The sequence below is a fragment of the Sphingomonas trueperi genome (assembly GCF_040545665.1).
In the GTDB taxonomy this organism is placed as follows: Bacteria; Pseudomonadota; Alphaproteobacteria; order Sphingomonadales; family Sphingomonadaceae; genus Sphingomonas; species Sphingomonas trueperi_B.
Genome location: NZ_JBEPMH010000002.1, coordinates 46,003 through 61,543, shown reverse-complemented (window position 1 = coordinate 61,543; position 15,541 = coordinate 46,003). Strand labels below are relative to the sequence as shown.

General features: G+C 64.8%; 22 protein-coding genes and 1 tRNA gene. 14 read left to right on the top strand and 9 right to left on the bottom strand.

The annotated features are described in order from the left end of the window. Positions 1-50 precede the first annotated feature (50 nt). From ABIC65_RS07490 to ABIC65_RS07480, 3 genes are all read right to left on the bottom strand, one after another. Positions 51-509 (bottom strand): Fur family transcriptional regulator, encoded by a 459-nt coding sequence (locus ABIC65_RS07490; RefSeq protein WP_354307867.1) that lies wholly within the window; start codon positions 507-509, stop codon positions 51-53. A gap of 53 nt (positions 510-562) precedes the next feature. Further along, positions 563-949: a MerC domain-containing protein gene (locus ABIC65_RS07485; RefSeq protein ID WP_436286719.1), complete on the bottom strand. Its 387-nt coding sequence runs from the start codon at positions 947-949 to the stop codon at positions 563-565. A gap of 305 nt (positions 950-1,254) precedes the next feature. Then, positions 1,255-1,977 (bottom strand): RBBP9/YdeN family alpha/beta hydrolase, encoded by a 723-nt coding sequence (locus tag ABIC65_RS07480; protein ID WP_354307865.1) that lies wholly within the window; start codon positions 1,975-1,977, stop codon positions 1,255-1,257. Positions 1,978-2,113: 136 nt separating this feature from the next. On the opposite strand from ABIC65_RS07480, the gene ABIC65_RS07475 reads away from it, so the two are divergent. Then, positions 2,114-2,863 carry a TlyA family RNA methyltransferase gene (locus ABIC65_RS07475; protein WP_354307864.1) on the top strand — a complete coding sequence of 250 codons (750 nt, stop codon included), beginning with the start codon at positions 2,114-2,116 and terminating at the stop codon, positions 2,861-2,863. Positions 2,864-3,276: 413 nt separating this feature from the next. Here the strand turns inward: ABIC65_RS07475 and ABIC65_RS07470 are convergent, their stop codons facing one another. Continuing rightward, positions 3,277-3,981 (bottom strand): GNAT family N-acetyltransferase, encoded by a 705-nt coding sequence (locus ABIC65_RS07470; protein ID WP_354307862.1) that lies wholly within the window; start codon positions 3,979-3,981, stop codon positions 3,277-3,279. A 270-nt stretch (positions 3,982-4,251) separates the two neighbouring features. Between ABIC65_RS07470 and ABIC65_RS07465 the strand changes: the two genes are divergently transcribed. The 5 genes from ABIC65_RS07465 to ABIC65_RS07445 all read left to right on the top strand — a co-directional run bounded on the left by ABIC65_RS07465 (position 4,252) and on the right by ABIC65_RS07445 (position 7,202). Then, complete coding sequence (locus tag ABIC65_RS07465) at positions 4,252-4,815, top strand: TspO/MBR family protein (RefSeq protein WP_354307861.1); 564 nt, start codon at positions 4,252-4,254, stop codon at positions 4,813-4,815. A gap of 15 nt (positions 4,816-4,830) precedes the next feature. Then, positions 4,831-5,091, top strand: coding sequence for an accessory factor UbiK family protein (locus ABIC65_RS07460; protein ID WP_064310044.1), 261 nt, complete (start codon positions 4,831-4,833; stop codon positions 5,089-5,091). A gap of 112 nt (positions 5,092-5,203) precedes the next feature. Continuing rightward, a complete protein-coding gene (locus tag ABIC65_RS07455) occupies positions 5,204-5,713 on the top strand; it encodes a YbjN domain-containing protein (RefSeq protein ID WP_064310045.1) in 510 nt (169 codons plus the stop codon). Position 5,714: 1 nt separating this feature from the next. After that, positions 5,715-6,518, top strand: a complete 804-nt coding sequence (gene proC / locus ABIC65_RS07450; protein WP_354307860.1) for a pyrroline-5-carboxylate reductase — start codon at positions 5,715-5,717, stop codon at positions 6,516-6,518. A gap of 72 nt (positions 6,519-6,590) precedes the next feature. Next, positions 6,591-7,202 carry a hemerythrin domain-containing protein gene (locus ABIC65_RS07445; protein ID WP_354307858.1) on the top strand — a complete coding sequence of 204 codons (612 nt, stop codon included), beginning with the start codon at positions 6,591-6,593 and terminating at the stop codon, positions 7,200-7,202. Positions 7,203-7,223: 21 nt separating this feature from the next. On the opposite strand, the gene ABIC65_RS07440 is transcribed toward ABIC65_RS07445, so the two are convergent. Next, complete coding sequence (locus ABIC65_RS07440; RefSeq protein ID WP_354307857.1) at positions 7,224-7,709, bottom strand: MarR family transcriptional regulator; 486 nt, start codon at positions 7,707-7,709, stop codon at positions 7,224-7,226. A 69-nt stretch (positions 7,710-7,778) separates the two neighbouring features. Between ABIC65_RS07440 and ABIC65_RS07435 the strand changes: the two genes are divergently transcribed. The 3 genes from ABIC65_RS07435 to ABIC65_RS07425 all read left to right on the top strand — a co-directional run bounded on the left by ABIC65_RS07435 (position 7,779) and on the right by ABIC65_RS07425 (position 9,908). Beyond that, positions 7,779-8,876, top strand: a complete 1,098-nt coding sequence (locus ABIC65_RS07435) for a branched-chain amino acid aminotransferase (RefSeq protein ID WP_354307856.1) — start codon at positions 7,779-7,781, stop codon at positions 8,874-8,876. 23 nt (positions 8,877-8,899) lie between these two features. Beyond that, positions 8,900-8,974 (top strand) — tRNA-Gln (locus ABIC65_RS07430). Between the two features lie 289 nt (positions 8,975-9,263). Beyond that, positions 9,264-9,908, top strand: a complete 645-nt coding sequence (locus ABIC65_RS07425; RefSeq protein WP_354307855.1) for an SOS response-associated peptidase — start codon at positions 9,264-9,266, stop codon at positions 9,906-9,908. On the opposite strand, the gene ABIC65_RS07420 is transcribed toward ABIC65_RS07425, so the two are convergent. From ABIC65_RS07420 to ABIC65_RS07410, 3 genes are read right to left on the bottom strand one after another with little or no spacing between them, the layout of a single operon-like run. Then, on the bottom strand, positions 9,905-10,219 hold the full coding sequence (locus ABIC65_RS07420) for a hypothetical protein (RefSeq protein ID WP_354307854.1): 315 nt from the start codon (positions 10,217-10,219) through the stop codon (positions 9,905-9,907). The genes ABIC65_RS07425 and ABIC65_RS07420 overlap by 4 nt on opposite strands. A 1-nt stretch (position 10,220) precedes the next feature. After that, entirely contained in the window at positions 10,221-10,679 is a 459-nt protein-coding gene (locus ABIC65_RS07415) for a hypothetical protein (protein ID WP_354307853.1), read from the bottom strand. A gap of 11 nt (positions 10,680-10,690) precedes the next feature. Further along, positions 10,691-10,903 carry a hypothetical protein gene (locus tag ABIC65_RS07410; RefSeq protein ID WP_333571721.1) on the bottom strand — a complete coding sequence of 71 codons (213 nt, stop codon included), beginning with the start codon at positions 10,901-10,903 and terminating at the stop codon, positions 10,691-10,693. A gap of 912 nt (positions 10,904-11,815) precedes the next feature. On the opposite strand from ABIC65_RS07410, the gene yhhA (ABIC65_RS07405) reads away from it, so the two are divergent. From yhhA (ABIC65_RS07405) to ABIC65_RS07385, 5 genes are read left to right on the top strand one after another with little or no spacing between them, the layout of a single operon-like run. Next, complete coding sequence (yhhA, locus tag ABIC65_RS07405; RefSeq protein WP_354307852.1) at positions 11,816-11,965, top strand: YhhA family cyclophane-containing RiPP; 150 nt, start codon at positions 11,816-11,818, stop codon at positions 11,963-11,965. Further along, positions 11,962-13,110, top strand: a complete 1,149-nt coding sequence (yhhB, locus tag ABIC65_RS07400; RefSeq protein ID WP_354307851.1) for a cyclophane-forming radical SAM/SPASM peptide maturase YhhB — start codon at positions 11,962-11,964, stop codon at positions 13,108-13,110. Before yhhA (ABIC65_RS07405) ends, yhhB begins: the two co-directional genes overlap by 4 nt. A gap of 8 nt (positions 13,111-13,118) precedes the next feature. Continuing rightward, complete coding sequence (gene yhhA / locus ABIC65_RS07395) at positions 13,119-13,292, top strand: YhhA family cyclophane-containing RiPP (RefSeq protein ID WP_354307850.1); 174 nt, start codon at positions 13,119-13,121, stop codon at positions 13,290-13,292. Positions 13,293-13,300: 8 nt separating this feature from the next. Then, positions 13,301-13,915, top strand: coding sequence for a cyclophane-containing peptide 2OG-Fe(II) oxygenase YhhC (yhhC, locus tag ABIC65_RS07390; protein WP_354307848.1), 615 nt, complete (start codon positions 13,301-13,303; stop codon positions 13,913-13,915). Then, on the top strand, positions 13,902-14,771 hold the full coding sequence (locus ABIC65_RS07385; protein ID WP_354307847.1) for an aKG-HExxH-type peptide beta-hydroxylase: 870 nt from the start codon (positions 13,902-13,904) through the stop codon (positions 14,769-14,771). The genes yhhC and ABIC65_RS07385 overlap by 14 nt, the downstream gene beginning before the upstream one ends. Here ABIC65_RS07385 and ABIC65_RS07380 read toward each other — a convergent pair. Continuing rightward, positions 14,744-15,541: a hypothetical protein gene (locus tag ABIC65_RS07380; RefSeq protein ID WP_354307846.1), complete on the bottom strand. Its 798-nt coding sequence runs from the start codon at positions 15,539-15,541 to the stop codon at positions 14,744-14,746. The two genes, ABIC65_RS07385 and ABIC65_RS07380, sit on opposite strands and share 28 nt — an antisense overlap.

Below are 15,541 nucleotides of genomic sequence, written 5' to 3'. Positions count from 1 at the left end.
GGCTTTGTTAGCGCAACGTTAGTCTCAAGTCGAACGGTCTGTTGGGCAGGTCAGTCGCACTTGCCGCACTTGCCGCGCACCTCGATCACCGGGCGGACGGGCGAAAAACCGGCATGCTGCGCGGCGGACCGTACGTTCTTGGTGATCGAATCGTCGTCGATATGGGTGGTCTGGCCGCAGCTGTCGCACACCAGGAAGATGCAGTCGTGCAGGCATTCGGGATGCGCATTGGCGACATAGGCGTTCGCGCTCTCCACCCGGCGTGCCAGATTGGAACCGACGAACAGGTCGAGGATGCGATACACGCTGTTGGCGGCGACCCGGCGGCCTTCGGTCTTCGATACCGCCTCGGCGATGTCATAGGCCGAGGCGGGCTTGTCGAACCCTGCCAGCGCCTCGAACACGCGCTCGCGCATCGCGGTCCACTGCTCGCCAGCCTCTTCCAGCCGGGTGCGGGCCGCCTTGGTGAGATCGGCCCCATGGTGCTCGTGATGATTGTGCGCGGACATGAAGACGATTTAGGGGGTGCGGCCGCTTCCGGCAAGCAGTGGCCCGTCGGCCTTCAATAGGTGGCCCGACGGTTCAGGTCGTGGCCGAGCGCGACCAGCGACACGCCGACCAACGTCCAGAAGGTCTCGAACCCGCCATGCGGCAGGCTCAGCGCGCCGCTCATGATGCCCAGCCCGAAGGCGCCGACTGCAGCGGGGGCCATATAGCCGTGATGGACAATGCCGCGGCCCAGCGCATAGATGCCGAAGCCGATCGCGAGGACCAGGCCATACTCATGGATATGCGGGTTGAGCAGGCCGCCCGCGGTCGACACGATCGTCAGCAGCACGGTCGTCGCGATGCAATGAATGAGGCACAAGCCGCTGATCCCGATCGCAATGCGATCGAAGGCGCCATCCATGCCCGCCCACCAGCGGGCCAGAGGGGTACTCAACGACATGGCCGCCATATAGACCCGTGGTTCAGGCGGTACAATATATCATGGCGCAATTTCGTGCCGAATCTGGGAGAAGGTGCCGAAATGCCCTGTCACGCGCGAACGCTGACCGGAAGCTCGCGCCACGGATGTACTGGCTATGCAACAAGTTGGCTTGCAACGTTACAATGCAAGCGCGGCCCATGACGAAATCGTGTAACAATTTCGCGAAAGTACAGGCCGTCGCGGTGAGGGTAGGCCGGATGCCGCTCTAGGGTACGTCACCCGGCCATTCCCATATCGTCTACTATAGATCGTCCTCCCTGCGTTTACCAGTGTGCTTGCACCGATTTAGCCGCGTTTTGTGCGGTGCTGGCAGTGTGGCCGCCAAGATAATGTGCCTGCGCCGCGTCGGTCGCGTTGACTGCCAGCAGTGAGCGCGCCTCCGCGGTGGTCCGCACCGATCCGCTGCGCTCCGCGGCGGTATCGAGCAGCCGGTCGAGCAGCAGCTGGCCCTCTTCCCACCAGCCGATCCCGCTGGCGGCGTTGAGATGCCCTTGCGGCCCGGCATCGACGAACAGGCTGCCCCATCCGCGAGCGAGATCCCCCGCGCGTTCGATCGACATCCAGGGGTCGTCGCTGCTCGCCACCACCACGCTGGGGAAGGGGAGCAGCGTCGCCGGTGTCGGGCGAAAGGCGTGAAGCTCCGCCGGCGCCGAGTTGCGGTCGACATCGGCGGGCGCCACCAGCAGTGCGCCGGCAACCGGCGTACCGAACGTCTGCCCGGCGAGCGTCGCCCACCAGGCGACCGCCAGGCAGCCCAGGCTATGCGCCGCGAGCACCACCGGTGCCTGCGCTTGCCGGATCCCCTGGTCGAGCTTGGTCACCCAGGCGTTGCGATGCGGCGTATCCCACATGCCGAGCTCGACCCGGTGCGTGTCGGGGCGGGATTGCTCCCACAGCGTCTGCCAGTGCGACGGCCCGGAGCCGCCGAGACCGGGGACGGTGAGGATGATCGGCGAGCGATCATCGATCGGCGAAAAGATCGTCATTGCGTTCCTCTCCTTTGGTCCTTGGAGGGACTGGCCGGACTCAACACATAATCCCTACCGGATTAGTGGGCAATAAGCCTTGCGCCGAATGGAGGAGCGGTTGCGCCGGGGCGTTGGCCGCGCCTAAAGGGCGGGCATGGCAAAGCTTCGCGCCGATCAACTGCTCGTCGACCGCGGGCTCGCCGAGAGCCGCACGCGGGCGCAGGCGCTCATCATGGCGGGGCTCGCCTTCACCGGCGAGCGCAAAATCGAGAAGGCGGGCCAGATGCTCGCCGAGGATGCAGCGATCGAGGTGCGGGGGCGCGACCATCCCTGGGTGTCGCGCGGTGGCATCAAGCTCGCCCATGCGATCGAGCATTTCGGCTGGGATGTGACCGGGGCGGTCGCGATCGACGTCGGGTCCTCGACCGGCGGCTTCACCGACGTGCTGCTGACGGGCGGCGCGGCGCGCGTCTATGCGGTGGACAGCGGCACCAACCAGCTCGCCTGGAAGCTGCGCCAGGACGAGCGCGTGGTGGTCCACGAGCAGACCAGCGCGCGCATCCTCACGCTGGCGCACATTCCCGAGCCGATCGACCTGGTGGTATGCGACGCGAGCTTCATCGGGCTGGCCAAGGTGCTGGAGGTGCCGCTGGGCTTCGTCCGGCCCGGCGGGCGGCTGGCGGCGCTGATCAAGCCGCAGTTCGAGGCGGGGCGCGAGGAGGTCGGCAAGGGCGGGGTGGTGCGCGATCCGGTCGTGCACGCGCGGGTCTGCGCCGAGGTGGCCGTCTGGCTGGAAGGCAAGGGCTGGCAGGTGCTGGGCGTGACGCGCAGCCCGATCACCGGGCCGGAGGGCAATGTGGAGTTTCTTATCGGTGCGGTGCGCGGGGACGGCGCAGAAGGCTGAAAGGCAATGGACGCTCCGGTGCGGCGGCAACCGACCGAAGTCGAGGAAGTTTAGGCTTGCGCGTGTGTCGGCGGGTCTCTCGATGGGTCGGCGCGGGCAAGCTCAGTTTAGGAAGTTGCGGCGCGTGAAGATTCGGCGCGTGCTGCCCTGCCGAGACAGGCCAGGGTCGCGAAGCGCCTTGCCTCGCGCCGGAAAGCATTACCGACGGGATCAAAGAGCGGCCGCCCGAAGGCGGCATATCCCGCACATCCAGGGAACGATTTCGAAGCCGCAAGAAAGCCGCTGAAGCGTTCGAAAGTCCGGGGAATGATCGTCGCGCACGGTCAGATTTGGTGGAAAGCGGACAGGCGGCTTTCGGGAGAGCGGCAGGAAATTCGCCTTCGAAAGCGACGAAGGCGTTGGAAAGCCTTCGCTTACGCCTCAGCGGCCACAACCCACGTGCCGAACAACGCCAGCCCGCACGCTTTTGCCAAGCCGATGGACGCCTGGTTGTTCATCTGACACCGATACTGCGGTTCATACCCTTGCTGTCGGGCAAACCCGGCGATCGATCGAACGGCAGCACTAGCATACCCCTTGCCACGCGAATCGGGGAGGGTCAGAATGCCGAGGTCCGCCATTGGGCTATGGTGCCACAATATCGCGCTTGCGGCGCTTACCAATCGGCCGCCATCGAAGCAGCCGAATACGGCCCAATGCGCAAACTCGACAAAGGCATCTTCCCGATCCTGCTCCGATGCTGTTGCATGAAAGGTATCGAACGCTGCACGGTCCTCTTCGGTGAGCTGCCGCGCAAACGCTCGGTTGCCTGCGACCAGACCTCCATTTGCAGGTAGGTAGAAGAGGTAGTCCGGATCGTGGAAGGCGATGCCCTGTTCTTTCAGGCGCTCGCGCAACGCTGCGGCGGTTGCCATGCTCGCGTCCAAATGGATCGCGGAGGCTAGTTCGGGCGTGATCGCGGCCCGTATCGAGCCGTCTGCTCGCTCCAGCATCATCGCCGGCCGTTTGCGGTCGAGGGTCGAGACTACCGACAGGATGAAATTGCCGCGCGTCTCGGCCAAAGTACCTTCGAAAGCGGTATGCCAGTAGTCCAGAACGGGTCGGGGGCAGTCGAACATGCGAGTGCGGTAGCATTGTCGGCGTATGGCCGATACCAGTCAGGTTCCTTTCTGCTTGGGAGCGGCTGTCGATACGTCTGGAGCATTTCCATCGGCGGCACAATTCGGGCCTGGTCCCTCTCAAAGATCGCCAGCTTTTGGGATCGCGAGTTGACTGCCTGAGCGGCTTGGATCGGGGCGCAAGCGGCCGGTGGTAGGGCCGGCCCTTTGCATGCCCTGCGCGATCGCTTAGGCGTACGGCAACAAGGGATCGTAGAGGGGAAACGGCACGTGAACGCACTGGCATCGAAGGCGCAACTGCGTCGGGGCTTCTGGCGCCGCGCGCTGGTGACGGTGCCGGTCGTGGTGCTGCTCGGCTTCGGATCGGCGATGGTGGCCCCTGCCGGGGACCAGAACCCGTGGTTCACCGCGCTCGCCAAGCCGGCGATCCAGCCGCCGAACATCGCCTTTCCGGTCGTCTGGACGATCCTCTACGTGCTGATGGGGCTGGCTCTCGCGCTGGTGCTGAGCGCGCGCGGCGCACGCGGGCGGGCGGCAGCGGTCGCGCTGTTCGTCCTCCAGCTTGGCGTCAACCTTGCCTGGTCGCCGATCTTCTTCCGTTTCCACATGCTCGATCTCGCGCTGATCGTGATCGTGGCGCTGGCGGTGCTGGTGGCGATGACGATGGTCGCCTTCTGGCGCGTCCGCAGCCTCGCCGGGCTGATGCTGCTGCCCTATCTGGCCTGGGCGTGCTTCGCGAGTGTCCTCTTTTCGCAGGTCCGCGATCTCAATCCCGGTGCAGAAAAGATTGCGTCGGCGGGCGGGAACGCCCACATCGGCGACGACACGCTTTGAGTGGGATTTTTTGACATGCAGACCGACAACCGCCTGTTCGACGATCTGGTGAAGATGGTGAACGGCGCCGCCGGCACCTTCGCAGGGGTGGCCCGCGAAGCCGAGGCCGGCGCCCGCGAGCGCGCCCGCGAATGGATCGGCGGGCTCGATTTCGTCAGCCGCGACGAGTTCGAAGCCGTGAAGGCGATGGCCGCCGCCGCGCGCGACGAGGCCGATGCGCTGAAGGCGCGCCTCGATGCTCTCGAGGCGAAGCTGAACCCGCAAGGGAATGCGTGACGCTGGCTAGGCTTTCCTTGTCCACAGCTTTCGGCGGCGGGGCGCAGGCGCAAGCTTGTGCCCCGTCCGCGTGCTTGGCACTAGCGGGCATGGCTACACGACCGGGGGCGACATGGGCATGCTAGACGAAGCGGAATTCGACCGCGACGCCGCGGCGCCCATCGACATGCTCGAGACCTATTTCGCCGCGCATGGCTGGACCCATGAGCGCGAGGACGACGAGATCGTCGCCAAGGTGAAGGGCAGCTGGACCCAGTACGAGCTCCGCGCGATCTGGCGCGAGGACGACGGTGTGCTGCAGTTCATGGGCTTCCCCGACGTGCGCGTCCCCGAGGAGCGGCGCGGACTGGTCTACGAGACGATCGGGCTGGTCAACGAACAGCTGTGGATCGGCCATTTCGAGCTCTGGTCCTCGACCGGCATCCTGCTGTTCCGCCACGCCGCGCTGATCGACGGCGACGAGGGCGCGTCGCTGACGCTTGCCCAGGCCGAACTGCTGGTGGAAAGCGCGATCGACGAGTGCGAGCGCTTCTACCCGGTCTTCCAGTTCGTCCTGTGGGGCGGCAAGACGCCGACCGAGGCGATCGCCGCGGCGCTGATCGAGACCCAGGGCGAAGCCTGACATGGCGCTGCTGTCGCGGATCTGGCTGGTCGGTGCCGGCAACATGGGCGGGGCGATGCTCCGTCGCTGGTCTGGGGCGGGGATCGATCCCGCCGCGATCACCGTCATCGACCCGGGCAGCCCCGTGGTGCCCGAATGCGTGCGGCATCTGACCGCGCCGCCCGAGGGTGAGCGGCCGACCGCGCTGGTGCTGGCGGTGAAGCCGCAGCAGCTCCACAACGTCGCGCCGGTGCTCGCGCCCTTCGTCGCGGGCGTGCCGCTGCTCGTGTCGATCCTGGCGGGCGTGGAAGTTGCGACGCTGGCGGACGCGCTGGGGGCGCGGACCGTGGTGCGCGCGATGCCGAACCTGCCGGTGGCGATCGGCAAGGGCGTCGTCGGCCTTACCACACCGAGCGACGATGCCGAGGCGCGTGCCGCCGCCGAGACGCTGATGCAGCCGCTCGGGCTGGTCGAATGGGTGCCGAGCGAGACGATGCTCGATGCGCTGACCGCGCTCGCCGGCTGTGGTCCCGGCTTCGTCTTTCGCTTCGTCGATGCGCTTGCCGAGGCGGGTGCCGCGCTCGGCCTGCCTGCCGACCAGGCGCAGCGACTGGCGCTCGCCACCGTCGAAGGATCCGGGTTGATGGCCGCAGCCGCGAGCGAAAGCCCGGCGGTACTGGCAGATCGCGTCGCCAGCCCCGGCGGCTCGACGCGCGAGGGCCTCAACGTGCTGGACCGCGACGATGCACTGAAGGCGCTGCTGCGCGAAACACTCGCTGCTTCTGCCCGTCGTAATGCGGAAATGGCCGCCGAAGCGCGCAAATAGCGCGTTCATCTACGGAACGCGCACTATTCCCAACGGTTAAGTCTCCGATCTCATGCATCGACGGAGGCTACCATGGCTACGACGACCGAACCGAAGCGTACTGCGAAGACCAGCGCCAAGGACACGAGCAAGTCCGGCACCGGCACCAGCCTGGGCGTGATCGCCGGCGCGGCCGCCGGCGGTGCGGCGCTCGGCCTGCTCGCGATGCTCGGCCGCAAGGCGGCGGTGCAGGCGCCCAGCGCGCTCGCCGGCAATTGGGACGACGCGCTCAAGGCCGAGCACAAGGCGGTGCTCAAGGTGTTCGACACGCTCGAAGCGACCGACGACAAGGCGACGATCCGCCGCAACATGCTCCTCGCGCACATCAAGCATGCGCTGGTGAAGCACGCGATCGAGGAAGAGAATGTCATCTACCCGGCGCTCCGCGAAGCGGGGAAGACCGAGCAGGCCGACGAGCTCAACGCCGAGCATGGCTATGTGAAGCAGTTCCTCTACGAGCTGGAAAACATGCCGAGCACCTCGCCCAAGTGGCTGGAGAAGGTGAAGGAATTCCGCGCCGCGCTGGAGAAGCACATCCGCGAGGAAGAGGACACGCTGTTCCCCGAACTCCGCGCCCAGCTGAGCGAGGAAAAGAACAAGGCGCTCACCCACGCGATGAACAAGGAAGGCTTCAAGGTCGCCTGATCGACCTTGGCGCCGGGGTGCTCAGCGCCCCAGCGTCGCCACCCGGCCGCGCTCGTCCTCGGGCATCAGCCCTTCGAGCACGGCCCAGAATCCCCCGACGGCTCCCTGGCCGGCGCTCGAATAGGCGCCGGCCATTTTTTCGCGCAACGCCTCGAACAACTCCGATTCGAGCCTGGCGCCGGCCTCGGTGAGCCGCAGCAGCCGCTGCCGCCGGTCGCGCGTGCCCGCGCGCGTCTCGACCAGCCCGCGCTCGGCCAGCTCGCCCAGCACCCGGCCCAGCGATTGCTTGGTAATCGCCAGCAGCGAGAGCAGTTCGCTCACCGTGAGGTCGGGCTTGCGGGCGATGAAATAGAGCGCGCGGTGGTGCGCTCGGCCAAGCCCCTGGCGCGCCAGCCCGTCGTCGATCGAGCGGGTGAGGTGCGAATAGCCGAAATAGAGCAGCTCGATGCCGCGCCGGATTTCGGGCTCGCGCAGGAAGAGGGGAGAGGCAGGAATTGGGGCAGCCATGTTGACCGTTTCTGCCACCGCGCCTAGTCCTGCGCAACCCGAGGCTCTGGGGACGAGAAAGACCGAGTGATGGAAGACGCGACGATCCTGGATTTCGAATTCGAGGCCCACACCAACCCGCGCACCGGCGACGAGCGCGCGACGATCCTCGCGAACCCAGGCTTCGGCAAGGTATTCACCGATCACATGGCGGTAATCCGCTATTCCGCCGATAAAGGCTGGCACGATGCGCGCATCCAGCCCTATGCGCCGCTCCAGATCGATCCGGCCTGCGCGGTGCTCCATTATGCGCAGGAGATTTTCGAGGGGCTCAAGGCCTATCGCCTGCCGGACGGCGGCGCGGGGCTCTTCCGGCCGGGCGAGAATGCCCGCCGCTTCCGCGAATCCGCCGAGCGGATGGCGATGACGCCGCTGCCCGAGGACCTGTTCCTCAGCTCCATCCGCGCGCTGGTGAAGGCCGATCGCGACTGGATCCCGGAAGGCGAGGGCGCCTCGCTGTACCTGCGGCCCTTCATGTTCGCGAGCGAGACGTTCCTGGGCGTGAAGCCGGCGAGCGAATATCTCTACCTTGTCATCGCCTCGCCAGCGGGCGCGTACTTCAAGGGCGGCGCGCCGTCGGTTACCCTGTGGGTGTCCGATCACTATACCCGCGCCGCGCCGGGCGGCACGGGCGCGGCCAAGTGCGGCGGCAACTATGCCGGCAGCCTGGTCGCCCAGGCCGAGGCGATCCGCCAGGGCTGCGACCAGGTGGTGTTCCTCGACGCGGTGGAGAACCGCTATGTCGAAGAGCTGGGCGGCATGAACGTGTTCTTCGTGTTCGATGACGGGAGCATCGCCACCCCGCCGCTCTCGGGCACGATCCTGCCGGGCATCACCCGCGAATCGCTGATCACGCTGGCGCGCGGCGCGGGCGTCGAGGTGCGCGAGGAGCGCTATTCGATCGACCAGTGGCGCGAGGACGCGAAGAGCGGTCGCCTGCGCGAGGCGTTCGCCTGCGGCACCGCCGCGGTGGTGACGCCGATCGGCGCGGTGCGGGGATCCGGTTTCGAGTTCCAGATCGGCAATGGCGGGCCGGGCCTGCTGACCGAGCGGCTGCGCGAGCAGCTGGTGGGGATCCAGCGCGGTGTGGCACCGGACCCGCACGGGTGGCTTGAACGTCTGTTCTGAGGCTCTATAAGCCCGCTTCCCGTTGGGGCGTCGCCAAGTGGTAAGGCAACGGTTTTTGGTACCGTCATTCGGAGGTTCGAATCCTCCCGCCCCAGCCAGAACATTCTTCTGGGCCAAGTTACTGAAAAATAACGGGTTTTTCTTCGAGTAAATTCGTCGTGGTACCCTGCCGTGGTACCCTGTTGTGGCGTTGATTTCGACACCATGATTCGACCGGATTCGAGGCGCAAGCCCCCATCCTGCAATGGCCGACTTATCCACAGGAAACTGCATGGCTGCGCAGCCGGCTGCGCTGCAGCTGCCCGGCCGGGATGCGCAGGTCTAGAGGACCAGCAACCCCCGTCGTCGACGTTGCCGCGGGTCGAGGCTGTCGGCTAGAAATGGGTCATGTGTAATCTTTACACCCTCCGCCGTTCGATGGCCGAAGTGGCCGCTCACTTTGACGCCACGCACGTCGCTGGGTCGAATGCGGGTGACGAGGTATATCCCGGCTACCCCGGGATGGTGGTTCGTGCCGCCGAAGGGCAGCGCCTCGTCCAGTCAATGGTCTGGGGTTTTCCCCTACGACTGAAGACTATGAGCCCCACGGCGAAGCCGAAGCCGGTGAATAACATCGCCGATCTGCGCAAGCCGATGTGGGTGGGCCTGGCGCGCAAGCCGGAGTGGCGCTGCGTGATCCCGCTGACCGGCTTTGCCGAGGCCGAAGGCGCCAAGGGTGCCAAGACCCGTACATGGTTCCGCGTGAAGGACGAACCGATCTTTGCCTGGGCGGGGCTGTGGCGGGACAGTGCGGAATGGGGACCGGTCTACTCCGGCGCGATGACCGATTGCAACGAGGCGATCCGCCCGGTGCACGATCGCATGCCTGTGCTGCTCCACCGCGACGAGCAGGAGCGCTGGCTTCATGGCAGCTTCGACGACATCGTCGCCCTTCAGGAGCGATGCTTCCCGGATGCGCTGATCGTTGCCGAGCGTACGAGCGAGCCTTGGGTGAAGCGCAAGGGGGCGGAGGCGACGCCTTCGCTCTTCTAGGCGCGAAAGCGGCTAACGGCGCGGCGCCAGGCTACGTCGTTGGGCAGCGGCAGATCGACGATCGTTGGCGGATCGCGGGTGAGTTCGAGCTGTGTTCCCCTCCGGCCGCATCGCGAGCAGCGCAGGCGAGCGCCGGCGTCGACCAGACGGTCTGGCCATTGTCGCCGCTGAAACAGCCACCACAGGGCGGCGGCATGGAACACGGCCTCGTTGCCGCACGCTGGGCAGCGTGCACGAAGGGTGCGATGGAAGGCGGCGGCCTCGAACAGCGTGCGCGGGATTTGCCCGCCATCCGCGTCGTACCGGGCCATGTCAGCCGACCAGTCGCAGCCTGGGACCCGCGGCCTCCGGCGAGCGCTGCAGGTCCAGCAACGGCAGCTGCGCCTGCGGCACGACCCGCAACAGCGCGCCCGGCCAAGCCGGAAACATCGCGCGGACCTTGGCGGACAGCAGCGTTGCGGCCGGCATGTCGATCAGCAATGTCGCGTCATAGCCGCACCACAGCTCCGGCGGCACACGGCCCAGCCGGTAGTTGCCTGCGACCACCAGCACTACCGCGGGATGCAGTTCCCGGCGCGCGGCAATGAAGCGTGCGAGGCATAGCGGCCGCTGCTCGGCTACCCAAGCCTCGTATTGCGTCTGCGAGTGGGTCTGCACCACGCGGTGACCTTCCACCTTGCCAACATGGATGGTCCATTCGCCATAAGGGAAGGTTTCCAGCTCGACCAGCCAGCGATGCGCCAGCCAGTTGGTTCGCTCGATCGCATCCACGGCGCAGCAGTTCAGGCGCGCGCCTGCTCCGGAAACAAGCCCGGCTGTACCGCTTGGTCCAGCAGCGCCAAGCGCGCCTGCTGCGCAGCGCCGACGGCCTGGCGATATTGGACGGTGGCATAGCGTTCGGCCTCGTTGAAGCCGAGCGGTGCCCATTCCTCGCTCGGATAGCAGGCATCGTAGATCGCGCGCGCAGCCGCGCGCAGCTGGAGGTCGTGGTCCATGCTGAAGCTCCCATTGCTGTCGAATCGCCGCCAGAGCAGCATGGGTTAGCTAGAACAAAAAAAGAACATAGTGCAAGGGAGATGGAGTTCGAGATGGGGGTGCAAGGGTCCGCCGCGTCCTGTCTATGTGTCTGGCGAGGCGCGTTAATCGATGCGCGCTGCCAGCCTGCGGCGGTTCGACCGTCTCGCGGAACCGATGGCAAATGCGCTAGTGGCCTGAAATGGGACAAACCTGCTAGTCGCCCTCACAAATTGGAACGTCTGACTACGCCGACACTGGTCATTCGTGGGCCGACTTGAGCCTTCCCTCCCATGTCCGGGCTGTTAGACAGTCCGGAACATCTCCTTTTGAGAATGCAAGCTGGCAGCGGACGCTCCTGGCGGCGAACCCGCATCCCAGGTCGTGCCCCTTATTAAACGACTCATTCAAGTCTAGACCGTTCAAGGCTGGATGCGGTCAGTTCTTGGGACATCTAAAATAAAATGGTAATTCGCATCTCTCGCGGCCCGCCATTCCGCCGTTGGCCGCCCTCAGCCGCCTTCTCCTACTCTACATTCGCAACGGCTAAGGCGACGTGTTGTGCGACCGCACATCGGCATCTTTGCAAACTCATTTAGATACGTGCAGAGGAAGTCCCGTCAATCGGAATAGCAGAGGCTATTCTAAACAATAGAAATACGCATGCAACTAATATTATTATTATATCGATAAATTATATTACGTTTCTGAAGTATTGTTCTATATGACATGGTGGCTATATTTCGATAACAACATATTATACTTAAAAATATTGAGGATAACCACCTTGTAATTTTATATTCGATCTACATTGTCCAGTCGACCACTCAAAATACGCTGCTTGGCGCGGATCGAAAACCCTGCTATCGTGCGAACTAGCAACGGAGATAGCCATGCGTACAAACGATAGTGCGATTGCTGCACGCGCCGAAGTTCCGCTCGAAAGCGCCGCGCTCGCGCGCGTGATTGCCGAGGTTCGCACCGGGCCGATTCAGGTGAAGGCTGGTGCCTATAATCGGACTTATAACCGGCACAACCGGTGACTATCCAGGCGAGCTGCGCACGGCAGCTCGATACCGTCCTTCTCAAGGTCGCGAGCCGGTGTAATCTGGATTGCAGCTATTGCTACGTCTATCACATGGGAGACGAGGCATGGCGCAATCAGCCCAAAAAAATGTCGGTCGCTGTGCTCGAAAAGGTCGCCGATCGACTCGCGGAGCAGTTAGCGCTGCAGGCTAAGCCGTTCAGCGTCGTGCTGCACGGGGGAGAGCCGCTGCTGCTCGGCCCCGCCAAACTGGACCAGTTTTGCCGGCGCCTCCGCGCGGCGCTACCCCATCCGTGCGGGATCCATTTGCAGACCAACGGAGTGTTGCTGACCGACGCCATTATCGACGTGCTGATCCGTCATGATGTCGGTGTGTCGGTCAGCATCGATGGCCCCCAAACGGTTCATGACCGCTTTCGCCTGGATCATCGCACAAGGGGTTCTTTCGATCGCGTTCGGGCCGGCATCGCCCGATTGGTTGCGCGGCCAGATGCGCGACCATTGCTCGCCGGCGTCCTGGCGGTGATCGATCCCGAAAGCGATCCCGCCGAGGTGTACGCAGCCCTCAAGGATACAGGGGCGCCGAGCCTCGATGTGCTGCCGCGCGACGGCAACTGGGATCAGCTGCCCTTCGGCAAGAAGTCGCCGACGTCGACCGAGTACGGCCTATGGCTGGAAGGCTTGCTCGAGGTCTACCTCGCCGATCCAGCCCCGCCGCACGTGCGCTTGCTCGACGACATGATGCGGCTCGTGCTCGGCGGTCGCTCGATGAAGGAGGGCGTTGGCACGGCCGACTACGGCATTCTCGTGATCGAGCCGGACGGGACCGTCGATAAGAACGACACGCTCAAGGTCGCGGGTTCCGGCGCCGACCGCTTCGAGCGCTCTTGGTCTGTGTTTGAACATGCGTTCGACGAGATTCTCGGCAGCGAGGAATTCGGGTCCTATTACGCACAACAGCGCCCCATCGCCGCCGCCTGCGCCAGCTGCACCGATCTTGCCATATGCGGCGGGGGCATGGTCGCTCACCGCTGGAGCGCGCAGCGCGGCTACGACAACCCAACCATCTTTTGCGCCGATCAGCGCCATGTGATCGCGCGCGTGCGAGGTCTCGTCGAGACCCTGCGAATTCAAGCTGCCTGAGGACCCAGATGCGCATTGACTCTATCGACACCATCCGCGATGCACGCCGGCAGGCTATCGACTTGGAGCTGAGCGACAGTGTCGCTCTCAAGCGCCTGATCGCCGAAGTGCGGCAGCAGGACCATGACGGGCCGCTTGACGTGACCCTCTACAATCGAACTTATCATCGTCATAATCGCTGATCCGGCACATGGCGACCCTCGCTCTCCTTGATCCCTATCAGCGTCTTGCACCGTCGCATGTCGCGGCGGCGCCGTTTCGCTATTTCTTGACCGACGGCTGCCTCGCGCCGGAAATGGAGGCGGCGCTGCTCGCATGGCTCGAGCACGGCGCCCCATGGACGCTGGTCGAAACCGATTTTTACGAGCAGTTCGAGTTCGACATGCGGGATGCCGACCTGCCGGATGCCATCGCGTCTTTGGTCTCGCCCATCAGTCTCGACGCTTTGCGCGCGAAGATGGAAGCTGCCTTCGGCGATGCTCTGGGCACTCATGTCCAGGTCGTCGCGCATCGCCTCGATCCCGGTCAGCGTATTGCCATCCACAACGACATGCGCAAGGGGGGCGAGACCCACCGATTGACCGTGCAGCTGAATCGTGGCCTGGCCGATGCCGACGGCGGCTTTTTCATGCTTTTCAACAGCGACGACGTCAATGACATTCACCGCATCCTGCGGCCAATCTCGGGCAGCGCGATCGGCTTTGCGATCAGCCCCGCATCTCACCATGCCGTCTCGCGGCTGCACGGCGGCGAGCGCTTCACTCTGGTCTATTCCTTCTACGGCCCGGACAATGGGCAATCTTGAAGGCTGGCTCGCTGACGCCTTCGCCACCGAACAGCCCTGCTGGTTCCCGGGACTTGCGGACGAACTAATCACCGCATTCTGGGCCGGGACGACTTCCGATCCGGCGACCTATACCACGGAAGTATGGCTGGGATCGGGGAGCACGGCGCCGAGCGTGCAGATCCCCGAGGTGGCGACCATGCAGCTTGAGCCCCTTCCGGCGCTCTATGCGGATCGCTTTCCAGCCCCGTCCTTCGCCGCTGCCTCGCAGACCGCGCCGCGAGCGATCGCCAACGCGCTGAAGCGCTTGGCAGCATCGGGCGCCGGCTGCGCCGTCACGCGGCTCATCCGCTCGGTCCATTGCATTGAGGCGCTCGGACCGGGGTACGATTGCAGCCATTCCGAGCCGTCCTTGCCTTTTTCTGTATTCGTCTCCGTTCCCTACGCACAGCCGGACGGCGAATTGCGGCTCGCGGAATCGCTGCTGCACGAGGCGATGCATCTACAGCTCACGCTCATCGAGCGACACGTCGCGCTCACACGCGTGGATGCAGGGGGCGCCTATTCGCCTTGGCAGCAGCAGCAGCGTCCGATCCTCGGCTTAGTGCACGGCCTCTACGTGTTCGCAGCGATCCATCGCTGGCTCACGACCCTGGCAGCGGATTTTTCGATCTCTGATCTCGACCGCGCTTACGCGCATCGGCGGCTCCGCAACATCGACGAGGAGATCACACAGGTGACCGCGCTGGCGAGCGCCCCGGGGCTCACATCCTTCGGCCGAGCCCTTGCTGAGTGGCTTCTAAGCGCAACCGGCGTGTCGCCGATCCATGCGAATGATCAGCCGCCACATCATGTCGGTGTCTCTTCCGGCAGATAATTTTTACCGGCGGCAAGCGCGGCGAGATGATCGGCGGCCGCCGCGCTGAACCGTGCGGCCGGCCCGACCGCGGCTGCCAGCTGCGCGCGAACCCGTGCAATATAGGCGATCGCCTCGGGGCGCGGGTCGTCTTTAAGAAGCTCAACACTTTCGTAGAGACGGCTGAGCTGCCGCAGGTGCAGGAGACGGTCGCGCGCCAGGGTCGTGCGGTCCAGCGCGAGAATGTCGATGGTCGCCTGACCGTGGGGCGACCTTCCGATCGGCGCCTCGCCCCGAAACTGGATATGCTCGCGCGGGTCAGCCGCGCCGTAAGGGTCGAGCAGCAGCGGCTCCTCATAGTTGATGTCGTCGTGATGATCGACAGCTCGCGCATCTTCGAGCACAAGCGGAAAGCGGTCGCGCTTGCGATACGAGTTGCAGTCCGGACAGGCATAGGAGAGATTGGGCCAGCTATAGCCAAGCCAATAATATCCCGGATAGATCCGGCCCGAGTCGGTCAGCACGGCGGCCTTGGGGCGGAAATGCTCGACGTCGCCGGCCACGTTGGCGTCGAAGACTGCCTCGCAGAAGCCGCATTTGTCATGCTGGTCGGCCTTAAGATGCCGCTTAACAATCGCCGTGCCGTAGATCTTGCTCGTAATGTCGAAATCCCGCTCGCCGCTCCGATAGGCGGCCGGATCATCGTCGAAGGCGGCGCAGTTCGCGTTCGTGGCGGCGACGCCCCGCCGAAGCGACGAGGGCACCGCCGCACACTTGTCGTAGCGGATCAC

Coding starts and splice junctions, on each gene's coding strand:
- ABIC65_RS07490 (WP_354307867.1), bottom strand. CDS start 509: ATGTCCGCGCACAATCATCACGAGCACCATGGGGCCGATCTCACCAAG.
- ABIC65_RS07485 (WP_436286719.1), bottom strand. CDS start 949: ATGTCGTTGAGTACCCCTCTGGCCCGCTGGTGGGCGGGCATGGATGGC.
- ABIC65_RS07480 (WP_354307865.1), bottom strand. CDS start 1,977: ATGACGATCTTTTCGCCGATCGATGATCGCTCGCCGATCATCCTCACC.
- ABIC65_RS07475 (WP_354307864.1), top strand. CDS start 2,114: ATGGCAAAGCTTCGCGCCGATCAACTGCTCGTCGACCGCGGGCTCGCC.
- ABIC65_RS07470 (WP_354307862.1), bottom strand. CDS start 3,981: ATGTTCGACTGCCCCCGACCCGTTCTGGACTACTGGCATACCGCTTTC.
- ABIC65_RS07460 (WP_064310044.1), top strand. CDS start 4,831: ATGCAGACCGACAACCGCCTGTTCGACGATCTGGTGAAGATGGTGAAC.
- ABIC65_RS07455 (WP_064310045.1), top strand. CDS start 5,204: ATGGGCATGCTAGACGAAGCGGAATTCGACCGCGACGCCGCGGCGCCC.
- proC (WP_354307860.1), top strand. CDS start 5,715: ATGGCGCTGCTGTCGCGGATCTGGCTGGTCGGTGCCGGCAACATGGGC.
- ABIC65_RS07445 (WP_354307858.1), top strand. CDS start 6,591: ATGGCTACGACGACCGAACCGAAGCGTACTGCGAAGACCAGCGCCAAG.
- ABIC65_RS07440 (WP_354307857.1), bottom strand. CDS start 7,709: ATGGCTGCCCCAATTCCTGCCTCTCCCCTCTTCCTGCGCGAGCCCGAA.
- ABIC65_RS07435 (WP_354307856.1), top strand. CDS start 7,779: ATGGAAGACGCGACGATCCTGGATTTCGAATTCGAGGCCCACACCAAC.
- ABIC65_RS07425 (WP_354307855.1), top strand. CDS start 9,264: ATGTGTAATCTTTACACCCTCCGCCGTTCGATGGCCGAAGTGGCCGCT.
- ABIC65_RS07420 (WP_354307854.1), bottom strand. CDS start 10,219: ATGGCCCGGTACGACGCGGATGGCGGGCAAATCCCGCGCACGCTGTTC.
- ABIC65_RS07410 (WP_333571721.1), bottom strand. CDS start 10,903: ATGGACCACGACCTCCAGCTGCGCGCGGCTGCGCGCGCGATCTACGAT.
- yhhA (WP_354307852.1), top strand. CDS start 11,816: ATGCGTACAAACGATAGTGCGATTGCTGCACGCGCCGAAGTTCCGCTC.
- yhhA (WP_354307850.1), top strand. CDS start 13,119: ATGCGCATTGACTCTATCGACACCATCCGCGATGCACGCCGGCAGGCT.
- yhhC (WP_354307848.1), top strand. CDS start 13,301: ATGGCGACCCTCGCTCTCCTTGATCCCTATCAGCGTCTTGCACCGTCG.
- ABIC65_RS07385 (WP_354307847.1), top strand. CDS start 13,902: ATGGGCAATCTTGAAGGCTGGCTCGCTGACGCCTTCGCCACCGAACAG.